Genomic DNA, 15,110 nt, shown 5'->3' on the forward strand with positions numbered 1-15,110 from the left:
GCCAATGCGGCGCCCGCACAGAGATGATGCGTGACACTCAGCTAGCGATTACCATTCACTCACTGGGCAAGCGCCCTCAACGAAGGGAGATGCCAATAATGCTTGCACAAGAGATTGAGAACACCCAAAGGTCAGTTCGCACAGATGCGTACCAGATGTCCCTTGGCGAGATTGTGGGTATGTATGAGGGAAATGAACTGACAATTAGACCCGAGTTCCAAAGACTTTTCCGATGGGACATAGGGCAAAAATCGAAACTCATCGAATCCATATTGCTCGGCATCCCTCTTCCACCAATATTTGTATTTGAGATGGAAGATGGAGGATGGGAGCTCATCGATGGACTTCAAAGGCTTTCAACTATTCTAGAGTTTATGGGTGTCCTCAGGGGCCCAGCCGGCGTCTTGATGCCCCCTTCTGCGCTTGAAGCAACTCGCTACCTCCCCTCTCTTAAGAACGCAGTCTGGGAAAAGTCAGCTGCGATAACGGGCCTTCCGGAGCAGGAACAACGACTCATCGAGAAGCCTCAGCAGCTAGCAATCAAGCGCGCAAGGATTGGCGTCGAAATCTTGAAACGGCCAAGCGATAACGACGCAAAGTATGACCTTTTCCAACGTCTGAACGCTGGCGGAACGCCCGCAAATGCTCAAGAGCTACGTAATTGCATCATGCTGATGGTGAACACGAATTACTTCCGAGCAGTGAAAGCTTCTGCCGAAAGCCAGAGGTTCAAGGAGATCACCGGCACGAGTGACGACCAAGCCGAGCGTCAGCGACATATCGAGTACGCCACTAGACTGCTGGTCCATACCCTTATTCCTTACGCGGGATTGCTCGATGTTGAAGCCTACATCGATGAAGGCATCATTGCTCTAGCTAAAGATGGTGACTTAAGCAAGGCAAACCTTGTCCTAGGGACAACAACCGATCTCCTCCATCAAGCACTCGGTGCGGATGCGCTGCGTCCTTGGGACGGCACCCGACACGTTGGTAGGGTTGGACTAGTTGGTTTGGAAGGAGTTGCGGTAGGCGTTGCTTCAAATATTGATGCGATCTTGGCTTCGGATAACCCTGTAGACTTTGTCCGATCAAAAGTCGCGGCATTTTGGCTCTCTCCTGAAGTTGCTGCTTTTAAGTCTCCTGGCTTGCGAGGGACGCAGCGAATTCAGATGACTGTTCCTTTCGGCGTAAGATTCTTTACGCCATGACTAGGCCGCATACGCCGGAACTTCTTGGCGCGCTCTTGAGTTCAGATCGAGTATGGAGAATTAGGGAACTTTCCGATCTAAAGCAAGCAATTCGACGCTCGGACTCGGTTGGGCGTCGCGTCCTTCTCCGCGCTTTGGTGACTATCGCTTACGCGCACTGGGAGGGATATGTTAGGTTGGCCGCTAAGAGCTATCTCGAGTTCGTAGCAACGCGAAGTCTACGATATGAAGAGCTTCATCCACAGTTCCTTAAAAATCTCTTTATTCCGCGATTTGCGACATTGTATTCCACTAAAAAGAACTTTAAAGACAGCTGTAAGTTAATTGATGAAATACTTTCCGGATCTTCTCTTCAGTTCGCCAAAGTTGACGACACAATTGTTAGCACACGATCAAATTTAAGCAGTGCAGTGATGCGCGAAATATGCTTGGTCTGCGGAGTTGACTCATCGCCTTACGAGTCGCAGGCGGCTTTTATCGACAGATTCCTTTTGGACCGCCGTAATGCAATTGCACATGGAGAGAACGCATTTATAGATAATGGCCAGATTGATGAAATCGTGGAAACTACAGTTATGCTCATGCGGTCGTTTGGAGACCAACTGGAAAACTCTGCTGTGACATCTTCTTATCGCGCTGCTTAGTACGCTGCCGGAAGATGGACAAATTTTTCAACAGAAATCTAGGCTGGTTATGATCTCAACTGCAATCTAATGCCTGAGTCCGCCGGACCGCTGTGCGGTACTGCGTGATAGAAGGAACGGGGTCAGGTTGACTTATTAAGTGAGCCTGCCCCCGCTCTTTTACCAATGAATAGTAGGAGTATGGGCTGCAGTCGTTACAACTCCGGGTAGAGAGATGGCATGCGACATTCGGTCGGGACCATGGTCATATGTGTCGCCTAACATTGGAGGTAAGCGGCTTGCCGTAGGCACGTCCGCTTGACCGACTGGTTAGCCCACTCGTTGTTCGGGTATATTGAATTTCTCTCTCGCTTTGGTCAGCGCCTCTTCGTCTGACACCGGCTTGTCGTCAATCTTGAATTCTGTGTTTAGATCGCGTTCTCCATCGATGAGGTCAACTGCATAGCCATCAAGCTTCCTTGCAGCTTTGTCGTTCGATTCCCTAACCATAGCAAATACACCGAGGCCTTCTTGCACATGCTTGTGCTCAAACACTTTGCACGTGTAAGCGTAGACGAGCTGCATGCGGACGATATCGATGGAGACAGTGTCGGATGACCAGGACGCACGTGTCTCTCCAGTTTGATCGAACTCGCGACCATGGATGACAGTGTGACCGGATGACTGATCGATGTATTCAATCGTGTATCGGTGTTGATCACTGTGCATATAATGACCGACCCACGTTCCTTCGAGGAAGCCTTTTCCAAGGATTAGTGCTCGAAGGCCGATGCTTTTCCCGAACAGCCAAAGGAGAGCGCTAGCTACTAGCCGATAAATACCGAGCGAAGCGACCGCGCCAGCGACAGCACCTGCTATGACGTAGGTGAACTGCATGGCCGATACCAATGGTTGCACCCAAACTATTGCGAAGAACATTAGGGCTACTGTCGCAGCAGTAGCGGCCCAGGAAAGCCGGTCGTTTAACATGCTTTACGTCCTAACGCCTGAGTTAAGCCGTGTCGCGAAGCGGCATCGGCTTGAATGAATTGTTAGGCTTAAGCCCGTGTGGTTTTCCAATTCTTTACTGGGAACAAGATTGCGGCATCACCGTCCTTGTTCCAGACCGTCTTGCCAAGCTTCCAGTACAAAGTGTGCGTTGTGCTTCCTTTGTCGTTGGCAGCGGACGTGTTCTTTCCATCTTTTGTCATGAGCCGAACCCAATCGCCTTTTTTTGCAGCAATCTTTGGGAACCAGAAAGTATGGCGAAGCTCATTAGAAATGTGATTTTCGTCTGTGTAAGTAGTGTCACAGAGGACGTAATACTGAAGACTCGGGATGTCCTCCAGAACACTCAACCACACGCACTCTTTATCAAGACCTCCCTTTCCGTCAACGCTATGTACTTTTAAGTCCGTCATAAATGCTCCAAGTAAGCCTAACGTCTGAATTCATGGTCTGCCGAAGGCAGTGGTGCACTGATAAGTTAGAGCGAACAACTACAGCCCTTAGTTTTCAGGGACCGGATAGTTAATAAATTCAATTACATTAACAATGTCTGTAGCAATGTGATTCTCAAAACTATCGTCTTAAAAATTGCCGTTTCCAATGCTAAGGATATTCATCACCAACCCTTCCGGCACATCAATTTTTGTTTGCGTGCCATTGGGATGGGAGATCCCTGCCGCAGGTTATTTTTAGCGCGGACAGTTGCCAACAAAATGTCAGTGTTGTCGCATTTAATTGCCATCGGGATTCCTCCTGAGAAAAGTGAGTGATGTGGGCTGGATGTTTTTGTAAAAACCCTGACGCGCGGGCAAAAGGGGGCAGGTTGACTTATTAATTGCACCTGCCCCGTTCTTCACATTGCTAGTTGGCCCCGAGGCAAGAAGAGGATTTTACGTACGCGAAGTCCACGCAGGTCCACTTGCCATGTCGCGATTTGCTGCATGAGGCGCTCAGCAGAGTAGGGAGAGATTTCACAGGCGGCGATAGCGTCTACAATTTCACTATTTCTGCGCAAGACAACATGACCGGCTGGCTTATGTTTTAATTTAAAGTTCTGAAGCAATCAACCACAGATCATCTGCTCTGTCCGATCTAAGGATCTTCGTCCGCGTACCACCACCAATGTAGTTGATGGCTCGAACGATTTGGAGCGACTCGTACTTTAGCGCGTAGAACTTAGACTGCTTTGCCATAAGCAAACCCTCGTAAAAACTGACGGCAGAGCCTGGCACTAGTGCCATGAGAAGGTTATACGCGAAGTTGCTCGCCATGGTGTCTAGCACCTGAGTTAAGCCGCGCTGCGGAGCGGCGTCAGCTTGAACGGATTGTTAGATCGCTGCTCGATCATCGTCCGTCAACCATGCCATGGTAGTGACCGACAGCCAGAACTGCGTTCACAAATCTCTTGGCTGTGGCCCAATCCATGATAACGGTGTTGCCATCGATGGTCAGGTAAATGCTGTCTTCTGGATAAAAGGATGATCGCCCGAGTTCAATCTCAAAGGAATGCTCTCCGCCCTGATCATTGACCACCTCGTCGAAGTACATCGTCGTTGCCATACTCTGCTCCCTTTCAGTTTGCAGCGCTTTCGATGCCGCGACCCAACCCCTGAATAAGCTGCGCCGCGGAGCGGCGTCGGCTTGAATTAATTATTTAGATCTCAACCCATGAACTTCGAGAAGTCGCGCTCGAATGCTTCCTTTCGGCTCTTAGGTAGAACCCATGCCCCAAGGCTTCCATTCCACTTTGCAACCTTCTTGATCTCGTCTTTGTGCGGCTTTGTATTTCCTTTGACTAGATAGCTATTTTTGTACTCTTCAAGATAAATAATATCGCTACCGGGCGAGAGCAGATCCGGTAAAGAAGTCGCAGGCGTGACTGGCTCCACAACTTGCGCTGCATCTTGGAAGGACTTCAAACGTGCAATCTGCATTTTAATCTGCATGCAAGCCGGGTTGAGCGCTGCCATCCAGTTGCTATCACTTCTTGAGCCCTCGTATCGGCCAGGTGTCACACCGGCAAGATCACTTGGAAGGCGCAGGTCTGAAGCGTCATCTGGGATTAGAAAAAAGCATCGCTCAGGGCCGAGTCTGCCGATGAAAAGCCCCAACTCGAAGATCACGTTATCGCGCACTGCAGTAGACGCATTTCCGCGCATGATTGTCAGATCATCAGGCGAGAATACGAAAACTCCGAAATCGGAATCTCTGAGCACACGCACTAGGTCCGTCAGAGTGTTCTGTGACAGTTGGAATACACCGTCTTTCCAGACAGTGCACTCCGCGTCATAAGTAAGATTCGCGTGTACCGCATCTGCAATATGGACGCCTTCTCGCGATGAGCCGATAAAGATCTTCGGTTTCACAGTGATCTCTCCTTGAAATCTAACTACTATTGGACCGCCCGAGCGCGGCATAACGTAATACTCGCCGACTCCTGACAGTCGTAGATCGCCACGAGCACTTGAAGCTCACCGCTTTTCAGCTATGTCCCTCTGACGCCAGGTGTTATGCCTCATCCCCGGTACGGCCACACTAAGTGCCACGATGCTCCATGCCTTGCTCAACATTTTTTATTCCCCCTGAAGAAATGTGTGGCTTTTCGGCTGCGTTACATGCTGCGTATTTTGATCCTCGCCGAGTTTTTGGGTTGCGTCAATGCGCTTGCGCGATTGATTGCTGGGTTTATCGGCTTTGCCCTCATCCGCCCTTCGGGCACCTTCTCCCGCGTGCGGGAGAAGGGATTGGTGTGTTGGGTTATTGGATGTTTTGTGCGGTTGCCGGCTTGGCTGGGGTGGGGAAAGCGAGATTATTGTTGAGGTCGGTTATCTCTGGGGCGTTGCTTTCGGTCACCACACGCAATTGCGCGGTTCTTAGATTTGTCGCGTTGGTTAGTGGCAGGCGTACCTGGGTGGTGATTGGTTGCAGATTGCGTGGTGCGGCGAGTGCCTGAAAGGCGCCCCGCGCCAGCTCCTTGCCACGCGCATCCTCCAGCACCACAAACCCGGCCGGTGCGTCGGCGTGGCCGAGGCTGTGCACGGTCACTTTAATGGCATCTGCGGTCACGCGCACGTCGCCGTGGCCGATGCCCAGGTCTGGGCGTAGTTCGACCGGGGTGGTGGCGGCAATGCGTTCGAGCTGCAGGACGGTGGTGCGGCCTGCAGGGAAGTCGATGTCGATGGAAGCGCTTTTTTCGAAAGCGCGCTCTTGCGTCTTGGCATTGCTGTCGAGCTTGCCGTCATTGCCTTTGCTCACGCCCTGGGTGATGCGCCATTGGCCCGGGGCGACGTTCCAGCCGGTCATGCTGGCGCGCTGAGTCCTGCTGGAAGTGTTGTAGACGATGACGGTGAAGCGGTCTTGCTGGGGTGCAGGGATGGCGATGGCCACTTGGGTGGCGGCTTCCGGATCGGCGAAGCGCCAGCTCACGGTGTGGCCGGGGTAGGTCTGGTTGCGCTTGAGGGCCACGCCGCCCAGGCGTGCGCGTTGCAGGTTGACCGTGGGGGATTCCACGCGGTCGCTCCACCAGTGGCCTTCGGTATTCATGTAGAAGTTCTGCAGTTTCTCGCGCGCCTCGCTGCGATAAATGGCGGCGAGATAATCCAGATTGCCGGTCTGCTCCCAGGCCACATGGTGCGGGAAGTCCGGGGCGCTGCCGTCGTCCTTATTGGCGGCATCTAACAGCTTGCCGCTCCAGTCGCTGCGCTTGCCCATGACGTCGAGGAAGTTTTCGTTGAGCAGGGAGAGGCCATTTGGGCCGCTGTTGGCGACGCGGTAGTCGATGGGCTTGAGATAACGCGCATCGCCGGTGAAGCGGTAGGCGGCCCAGAAGGTGTGCAAGGTGTCGGCGCCGCCGCTGCCTTCGAACAGTTCGCCGCCGCGGGTTTTGCCGGTTTGCCAGTTGATCTCGTTGGGCAGGGCCCAGTTGCCCTTGGCGGTGGTGTAGGCGTGGGCGAGATAGCCGTCTGCCAGGCCGGTGACGATGCGGCGGCTGTTGGGGTCGGCGTTATAGCCGCCCAGCAGGATGGCCGGGTGCACGATGGGGAAGGAATACGGTTTTTGCCATTGCCAGTTGGGCTCGCGGTAAACCTTGCGGCCGCCGAACCAGTTGCTGGCAAACAGCAGGTGGCCTTGCGGGTTGACCTGGATGATGGTGTCGAAGGCCTTGACGGTTTCCATCAGGCGCTCGACGGTGCGCGGGTCGCCCCAGTTGAGATACAGCAGGGCGCTGTTGAGGTTGATGCCCTCTTCGTACGCATGCAGCTCGTCGGTTTCGATGGTGGACAGGCCGTTGGTGAACATGCCGTTGCGGTAGTTGGCATCGGACAGCGCCAGCATGGAGGCGTTGAGCATGTCCGGGTCCACGCCCATCAGGGCGACGCCGGGCCATTGCTGCACCAGGTCCGAGTCGTCGGAGATGCCGCCGCCGAAATCGCCGTAGGCCACCTGGCGCTGTTCGATCCACCAGCGGATGTAGCGGCGGGTGGCGCTGAGGTCTTGCAGCTGCCAGAACGCCCAGGCGGGCACGCCCTTGGGCACGCTGGGCAGATCGACAGGCAACTCGCCCTGGTTGGCGTAGCTGATGTCGTTCCAGTATTCGCGTCCAAGCGCGTTGTCCGGGTCGACGCGCAGCAGGTCGGTGATGTCGGCATCCAGCCGCTTGTAGAGCAACTGGCGCTTGGAGGTGGTGTGCTCTTCCACCAGAAAGCCCCAGTTGTCCTTGACCTGGTTGAAGCGGTCGGCCACGTGCTCGGTGATGGCCTCATTGCGCGGCTTGAACACCAGCTGCAGCTGGGTGCCGTCGAGCGCGTTGGCGTCGAAGCCGGGTGCGGCGGCGGCGATGCTGAGCATCAGGCTGTCGTTGCTGAGAATTCTGTCGCGCAGGTCCAGCCACAGCGTGCGGGCCTGGCCGGGGGCGACGGCGACCGAGACATCGATCATGTCGCGTGCAGGCCAGATGGGGTCCTTGATGCGGATGTTGAGCGGGATGCTGCCGTTGTGGGTGGCCGGCAGGTTGAGCGCGGGCAAGGTGATGGCGATGCCGTCCAGGCCGTCGTGCATGTTCTCCCAGCCGTAGGACCAGCTGCGCATCAGCGCCTGGTCCGGCGGCGGGTTGCCAAGACTGGAGGGCACCAGGATGTGCACGATGGGCTGCTGCCCGCCTGCTGCGGCCTTGCCGCTGGCGCGCTTGCGGGCCGGCGCCTTGGTAGGCAGTGCGATGACGGTCTGGCGCTCGCCCGGCGGGTAGCGGCCGGCGATGACATCGCGCAGTTCGGCGAGGTTGTCGTAGTCCGGCTGGATGTCGCTGCGCACGGTGTAGCTGAGTTGCGCGCTGCCTTTGGGCACGGCGCCCGGCTGCACGTTGTAGGCCCAGATTTCCTGGATGGGCGTTTCCTGCGCGGTGTTGGCAAAACGCAGCGTGCCGCCGCGGCGCTCGGGGAACTGGTCCACGCTGCGCACCACGCCTTGTGCGCGTGCGAACAGCGGTTGCGCCTGCGCAGTGGTGGCACCGGCATCAGTGGGCGCGGTGTAGCTGGCCTGGCCGTAGGCGGCGCCGCGCAGCTCGATGCGGTTGACCGGCTCGTCCGGCAGGGTGAGGTCCAGCGCCTTGCCGCCTTCGACGTAGGTGTTCCAGTCGGGCAGCTGGAAGTAGTCGTTGCGGCCGGGCAGGCGCGAGCGGTTGTAGACGCCGGGCCAGGTGGTTTCGGCAATGCCGTCGGTGGCCTTCCACATCCATTGCTTGAGATCGCGCGCGTCGGTGAATTCCACCTTGCGGATGCCGGTGACCGGTGCGGTGAGTGCGGGCGGTGCGTGGCCATTGTCCCAACCGTAGCGGTGCAGGAAGGCGGTGTGCTGCGCGTCGCTGGTGGCGGGGACGGCGGTGGTGGGTTCCTGCAGGCGGGCGAGCGCGCTGGCGCCTGCGCCGTCGAGCATGCGGTCGTAGATGCGGATCTCGTCGAAGTCGCTGCCGCGCAGGAAGTTGTAGCGGCTCTGCACCTGGTGCGGCGACATCACGCGGCCAGCCAGGCCGAACTGATCCAGCGCGGCGTCGAAATCGAGTGCCCCGCCGTTGGCGCAGGGTGCGCCGCAGTCCACGCGTGCGGCTTCCTTGCCGTCCACATACAGGCGCACGCCCTGGGTTTCGTCCCAGGCAAACGCAATGTGGGTCCAGTCGCTGGCGGCGGGAATTTTGTCGAGCTTGAACGAGACGCGGGTGCGCGCGAGGTTGGCGTCGGTGACGAAGGCATCGAAGCCGTGGCCGTTCCAGTCGATGCGCAGCCAGGCCATGTCCCAGCTGGTGTGGTCGGCATAGCCGACGCGGAAGATCACGAACGGTGCTTCGCCCACCGGGTAGCGCGAACGCCAGAAGAAACCGAGCGTGCCGCGCTGGGTGTAGAGGTTGCCGGGCGCATTCCACGACAGCACGCCGTCGTCGGCCCATTCGATGGCGTTGCCGCGCTTGCCGGTGGGCACTAGGGCGATCTTGTCGCGGAAGTTGGGCACGCCGTCGCCGCGGGCGACGTCCGCGTCCAGGCTGCGATCGGCGGACACGCGGAACAGCAGTTCCGGTGCCGCAACGGAGGCCGCGTTTGCCGGCAACGCGATCAGACACACCACACCCATCAAAAGCTTCAGCACGCTTACCTCACTTCAAAAGACGTCGCCGCGCGGGGATGCCGCGCGGCGGGGGAGAGCGGCTAACAGAACGTAGCGAGCAGTCGTCAGGTGGGTGCGGACGGCGCGCTCAGAACCGGAGTGTACGAGTGGTACATGCCGATTCCGAGCACCGGCCGCACCCGCCTGGCGGCTGCGCAGGTGTTCTGTTGGCCGCTCTCACTGTTACAGACCGTTGGCAGTACGCCACTTGGGGATATCTTCCTTCAACAGCTTGTCCGGCCAGGTACCGTGCCAGGCATAACCGACGCGGCGTTCGTTGGGCACTTTCATGTAGTCGGTCAATGCAACGCCGTCGCGGTTGGCATAGAGCGGGCGTTGATTCTGCAGGTCGTAGAAGCGCGCCCACAAGGAGGCACCCGGTTGCGCGACCAGGATCACGTCCTTGCCGGTTTCCTGGGTGGGGTCGTCGATCTTCTTGGTGGCCAGGTCGCGCATGCGGTGGGTGTCGAACCAGACAGCGGCCGCTTGCACGGCGGTCTTGATCTTGGCCGAGGGGTTGGGCTGGCGCATCAGGAAACGCACGATGCTGACCGATTCGCCCGACGACAACGAAGCCAGCTCATACGCGCGCGCCTTGGCCGGCTTGAGGGTGACTTCATCGTATTGCGCGCCCCAGATGGTGAGCGTGCCGCCGATCTTGACCTGGGTGGCGAGCACGCATTCCAGCCCCTTGGCCACGGCCTGGATGGATTTGGCGCCGTGGCTGCCACGCAGCTGTGCGCCGGTGTCGCCCTTGCCCTCGCCGATGTCCTGCAACAGGTTGAGCACGCGCACCATGGCGTCGTCGTTGTAGGTGATCTGGTGGTGGTAGGACGACAGGTCCGGGTAGAACTGCGGCCAGCCGCCATTGGCGTACTGCGCCTTGAGCAGGTAGTCCACGCCGCGGCGGGCGGCGGCGATGTACCTGGCGTTCTTTTCGTTCTTGAACGCAGTGGCCAGATAGCCGATTTCGTAGGTGGTGGCCTTGTTGTCGATGGTGGCATCGTCCTTGCGGCCGGGCTGCTGCAGTTCGGCAATTTCTGCAGCGGTGAAGGTGCGCGTGTAATCGACCGCCACGCCCTTGTACTGCTTGGACCAGCCACCGGAGGCGGTCTGCAGCAGCAGCATGTTGTCGGCGATCTTGTCGGCCATGGCCGAGAGCGGGACCAGCAGCAGCGCGCCGGCCAATGCGAAGGTTGAGAACTTGATCATCAGAACGGCTTCCAGGTGCCGAGGATGGCGGTGCGGTCTTGCGCGGCGGCCTGCGCAGCGGTGAGCTGGCGCGACCATTTCACGCGGCGCGAGGGGTTGGCGCCGGGGCCGCTGCTCTGGTATTCGCTGTAGCGGGCGGTGGCCTCGTTGGCGGCGTTGCCCCAGTTGTTCCAGCCTTCGGGCAGGATGTGCGCGCCGAGCTGGCTGCTGATGAAGCTGACGCTGGCATACGGGCGCCACGGGCGGCCCAGGTGCACGCGGCTGACGCCGCTGGCAGCGGTGACGCGGGCATTGCGGAACACGAAGCCGCGTGCCGCCTCCTGCGGGGTGGAGGCGGCGGTGAGATAGCCGTCGCCCAGCGAATGCAGCTGCACGTTTTCGAACAGGGCGGTGCCGGCGCCGAACACGAAGTCCACGGTGCCTTCGACGTAACAGTCGAGGAAGTACGACAGCTTGGCGCCACGCAAATAGAGCGTGTCTTGGTAGCCGAGAAAGCGCACGTTGCGGAACGCGGCGCGGTCGCCATCCACGCGCACCGCCACCGCCTGCCCAACCGGGCCGGCGTGATTGCCGAAGGCCAGTTTTTCCGCAGTGAAGTCGTTGCCGGCAATGATGACGCTGGACGAGCCGGAGGTGCCGTATTCGGTGCCGGTGGCCGGATTGATGCGCGAGGCGTAGTTGTCGTAGGTGATGACGGTTTGGGTGGCGCCGGCGCCGGTGAGCTTGAGCGCCGGTGCGTTGGACGGCACCACGATCAGTTCCTGGTAAGTACCGGCGCCGATGTTGATCTGCGCGCGCTTGCCGCCCTGCACGGCGGCATCGATGGCGGCCTGCACGGTGCGGTAGCCAGCGCTACCCTGCTTGGCCACGGTGTAGACCGGGTCGGCGGCAAAGGCCACATTGCTGCCCAGCGAGAGCCCGGCCAGCACGGCGGTGGCGACGAAGGTGCGTAACACGTTCCTGCGATGCGGTTGCATGCGTTGCTCCTGTCAGAACTTGTAGCGCGCGCCGACGTAGTACTGACGCCCGGTGACGGTGTACTTGTCGGGCAGTTCCAGCGTGGAATCGACGTAGCGGCGGTCGGGGGTGTCGAGCAGATTGATCGCCTCGAAGGTCAGCGAGATGTGGTCGTTGAGCTTGTAGGACATGTTGAAGTCGACGTTTTCAACGCTGTATTTGCCGGTGACATCGGCAGTGACCAGGCGACGCCCGTCCAGGTCGTAGACGTCTTCCTGGGCGAGGATGTTGTTGATGTAGCCATCGCGGTAGCTGGTGGACACGCGCGCACTGAAGCGGCCGTCGTCGTAATAGACGGTGGCGTTATAGGACTGCGGCGAAAGGTTGAGCAGGTCGCGCTCGGTAGCGGTGGTGGTGATGCTGGTGTTGCTGTTGCCGGCGGTGCTGAACAGGTAATTGATCTTGGAATCGACCTGGGTGTAGTTGAGCTGGATGCCGAAGTTGCGCCAGAAGCCGGGCAGGAAGTCGAAGGCCTGCTGGTAGGTCAGCTCGAAGCCCTTGAGCGGGCCGCCGGGGGTATTGAAGTAGCTCTGCACGTTGAAGATGGTGTCCGGCGTAAAGCCTGCCGGCAGCAGATCCAGCGAGTAGCCCATCGCTTCCCAGGTGCTGAGCACGCGGGTGCGCTGCACGTAGCTGTCGATGTCCTTGTAGAACACCGCCGCCGACAACAGCGAGCCTTCGCGGAAATACCATTCGGCGCTGAGGTCGTAGTTGGTGGAGCGGAACGGGTCGAGCTTGGGGTTGCCCAGGTTGATCGAGAAGAAGCGCCCGTCGTCGAAGAACTGGGTGGGGCCACCGCTGACGCTGGGCGACAGATACGCCAGCGTGGGGCGTGCCATGGTCTTGGCCGCACCGAAGCGCAACACCACTTCGTCGCTGACATCCCACGAGAGGTTCAACGACGGCAGCACATCGCGGTAATTGTGGTTGACGGTGGTGGGCACCAGCAGGCGCTCGCCGGCTGCGGCGGTGGCGCTGGCCACGCCGAAGAACGATTCGCAGTTGGGCGAGATGGCGCCGGCCGCAGTGGCGGTGCATGGCGCGTAACCGCTGGCGGCGATCTGCGTCTGCACATAGCGCACGCCCAGGTTGCCGCGCAGCGCGCGGCCCCACAGGTCGGTGTTGAAATCCAGCTGCAGGTAGGTGCCCAGGCTCTTTTCGTTGACCGCGAAATTGTTGTTGGACGAGCCGAAGTGGCCGACATCGGCCAGGCGGTAGTCGCCACCGGGCACCCCGGTATCGCAGTTGCAATTGATGTTGAGCAGGTCGGCGACTTTCTGGAAATCCGGAATCACCCAGGTGGTGGGGAAGCTGCCGTTCAAGCTGCGGCCGAAGCCGTCCAGATTGGTGCTCAGGTCATTGACGCCCACACCGGCCGGCAACGCTTGCGCCAGGCGGCCGTAAGAGATGTTGCGCGACTCCGACGTGTCCATGTCGTAGTTCTTGTAGGCCAGCCCGGTGCGGAAGGTGAAGGTGGGGCTGATGTTGAATTCCAGATCCACCTTGGCGGTGTCGAAGGTGTTGCCCACCGTCTGCGGGTTGAGCCGCACCTCGCTGATGTTGGTGCCGCGCGCGGTGCCGTTGCTGTTGACCGGTACCGCGCCATAGCCCAGCCACTGCCAGTTGTTGGGGTTACCCGCGTCGAACGGGAAGCTCATGCTGGGGTAGTCGCCCCCATTGCGGCGGTCGAGCACGAAGCCGTCCAGATTGGTGTTGTCGAAACTCACCATCGAAAACTCGGGGCGTTCGTAGTCCGAGGTCGAATGGCCGACCAATGCGTTGACGCGCACCTGGTCGTTGAAGCGGTGCTGCAGGTCCAGGCTGAATTGCTTGAACTCGGTGGATTCTTCGATGTTGCTGGACTCGGTGCGGAAATCGACGTTGTCGAACACGCCGTAGGTGAGGCGGTTCTGGTCGTCCACCTGCGCCTCGCGCACGGCGATCTGGGTCTTGCCGCCGAAGTTGGCGGTGCGGTGCAGGTTGGCGCCGACCGAGTCTTCGCGCTGGTCCTTGTCCAGCTTGGAATACAGCATGTCGAAGTTCAGCAGGGTGTCGTCGCTGACCTTGAATTGCAGTGCGCCGGTGACGCCCAGCCGCTTGATTTCATGGTCGGTGCGGATATAACGCGGGTAGCGCGGAATCCAGGCGTTGGTGGCGGTTTCGTAGGCCTGGATGTTCTCCGGCGTGTTGGCCGGGCGCGGGATGCCGGTGCCGCAGTTGGCGGCGCTGATGCCGTAGCTGCCCCAGCCGTTGTTGCGGTCCTGGTTGGCCTGCGAACCGACGCCAGCGCGCGTTTCATTGGCCAGCGGGTTGCGCGGGGTCTGCGGGTTGTAGCCCACCGGCGAACAGAAACCATAGGTGCCGTTGTTGGTGGCGGTGCTCTGGTTGGAGTTGCGGTAGTTGCCGTGCTCCCAGCGCACCGGGTTGTAGCCTTCTTCGCGCAGGTGGCGCTCGCTGTAGGACACCGACATCAACGCACCGACGCGACCATCGGCCCAGATGTTGCTGATCAAACCGGAGAAACGCGGATCTTTTTCGCGCGAGAGATCGTTGTAGCCGTACTGCGTGGATGCGGCCGCTTCGAAGCCGTCGAAGTCGAACGGGCGCGAGCCGCGCAGATCGACCGTGGCGCCCAGTGAGCCTTCGTCCATCTGTGCCGACTGGGTCTTGCTGATGGTGACGCGGCTGAACAGTTCCGAGGCAAAGGTGTTGAAGTCGAAACCGCGGCTGCGGTTGACGCCATCGCTGCCGCTGCCGGCAGTGGCCAGGGCTTCCAGGCCATTGATGCGCACGCGGGTGAAGTCCGAACCCAGGCCGCGCACGGAGATCTGCTTGCCCTCGCCGCCTTCGCGGTCGATGGAGACGCCGGCGATGCGCTGCATCGATTCGGCCAGGTTCAGATCCGGAAACTTGCCGATGTCTTCGGCGTAGATGGCATCCACCTGCTCCACGCTGTAGCGCTTGGCATCCAGCGATTGCTGCAGGCTTTCGCGGTAGGTGGCCTTGACCTGCACGCGGTCCAGATCCACCGCGTCGGTGGTTGGCGCGGGGGCGGTCTGCGCCACGGCTGCGGCTGCGTGCAGTGCCAGGACAATGGCCACCGACAGACGCGCGGTGGGCAGGCGGGCGGCCGCCAATGCGGCGGGACGACGCGAACGGACTTGCATGATGCACTCACTCCGGTGGCACTGCTGCAAAGACGCATGCAGCCTCCCCACAGGCCCGCGGCGTCGAATCGAGGTGCGCCGCCGGCGACACGGCAAGCCTCATGCGATGGCGTGCGCGTGGTGCGGCAGCGGCTAGAAACAGCACGCCCACCGCGTTGCAGACGCCCACCTCGGGTGGGCGCAGACGCAAGCGCGATCAGGCGTTGAAAGAGGCCCGCTGC

General features: G+C 59.5%; 9 protein-coding genes and 1 other RNA gene. 2 read left to right on the forward strand and 8 right to left on the reverse strand.

Features of this window, described 5'->3' with window-relative positions; all coding sequences use genetic code 11:
• The first annotated feature begins 98 nt into the window (after positions 1–98).
• Together XnspCFBP7698_RS16065 and XnspCFBP7698_RS16070 are read left to right on the forward strand one after the other, a co-directional pair.
• Positions 99–1,208, forward strand: coding sequence for a DUF262 domain-containing protein (locus XnspCFBP7698_RS16065; protein ID WP_104580387.1), 1,110 nt, complete (start codon positions 99–101; stop codon positions 1,206–1,208).
• On the forward strand, positions 1,205–1,852 hold the full coding sequence (locus XnspCFBP7698_RS16070; RefSeq protein WP_104580279.1) for an MAE_28990/MAE_18760 family HEPN-like nuclease: 648 nt from the start codon (positions 1,205–1,207) through the stop codon (positions 1,850–1,852). The genes XnspCFBP7698_RS16065 and XnspCFBP7698_RS16070 overlap by 4 nt, the downstream gene beginning before the upstream one ends.
• 309 nt (positions 1,853–2,161) lie before the next feature.
• Here XnspCFBP7698_RS16070 and XnspCFBP7698_RS16075 read toward each other — a convergent pair whose 3' ends face one another.
• The 8 genes from XnspCFBP7698_RS16075 to XnspCFBP7698_RS16125 all read right to left on the reverse strand — a co-directional run bounded on the left by XnspCFBP7698_RS16075 (position 2,162) and on the right by XnspCFBP7698_RS16125 (position 14,889).
• Complete coding sequence (locus XnspCFBP7698_RS16075; RefSeq protein WP_146093214.1) at positions 2,162–2,728, reverse strand: hypothetical protein; 567 nt, start codon at positions 2,726–2,728, stop codon at positions 2,162–2,164.
• A gap of 1,455 nt (positions 2,729–4,183) precedes the next feature.
• Positions 4,184–4,399: a hypothetical protein gene (locus XnspCFBP7698_RS16095; RefSeq protein WP_104580283.1), complete on the reverse strand. Its 216-nt coding sequence runs from the start codon at positions 4,397–4,399 to the stop codon at positions 4,184–4,186.
• 101 nt (positions 4,400–4,500) lie between these two features.
• Entirely contained in the window at positions 4,501–5,205 is a 705-nt protein-coding gene (locus XnspCFBP7698_RS16100) for a nucleotide-binding protein (RefSeq protein WP_104580284.1), read from the reverse strand.
• Between the two features lie 391 nt (positions 5,206–5,596).
• The gene (locus XnspCFBP7698_RS16105) at positions 5,597–9,460 is read right to left on the reverse strand and encodes a LamG-like jellyroll fold domain-containing protein (RefSeq protein ID WP_104580388.1); all 3,864 of its coding nucleotides are present in this window, start codon (positions 9,458–9,460) and stop codon (positions 5,597–5,599) included.
• Positions 9,461–9,532: 72 nt separating this feature from the next.
• Positions 9,533–9,609, reverse strand: a non-coding RNA gene (locus XnspCFBP7698_RS16110) — sX9 sRNA.
• A gap of 67 nt (positions 9,610–9,676) precedes the next feature.
• Positions 9,677–10,705, reverse strand: a complete 1,029-nt coding sequence (gene pelA / locus XnspCFBP7698_RS16115; RefSeq protein ID WP_104580285.1) for a pectate lyase — start codon at positions 10,703–10,705, stop codon at positions 9,677–9,679.
• Positions 10,705–11,682 carry a pectinesterase family protein gene (locus XnspCFBP7698_RS16120; RefSeq protein WP_104580286.1) on the reverse strand — a complete coding sequence of 326 codons (978 nt, stop codon included), beginning with the start codon at positions 11,680–11,682 and terminating at the stop codon, positions 10,705–10,707. Before XnspCFBP7698_RS16120 ends, pelA begins: the two co-directional genes overlap by 1 nt.
• A 12-nt stretch (positions 11,683–11,694) precedes the next feature.
• The gene (locus tag XnspCFBP7698_RS16125; protein ID WP_104580287.1) at positions 11,695–14,889 is read right to left on the reverse strand and encodes a TonB-dependent receptor; all 3,195 of its coding nucleotides are present in this window, start codon (positions 14,887–14,889) and stop codon (positions 11,695–11,697) included.
• Positions 14,890–15,110 lie beyond the last annotated feature (221 nt).

The organism is Xanthomonas sp. CFBP 7698 (assembly GCF_003600855.1).
In the GTDB taxonomy this organism is placed as follows: Bacteria; Pseudomonadota; Gammaproteobacteria; order Xanthomonadales; family Xanthomonadaceae; genus Xanthomonas; species Xanthomonas cannabis.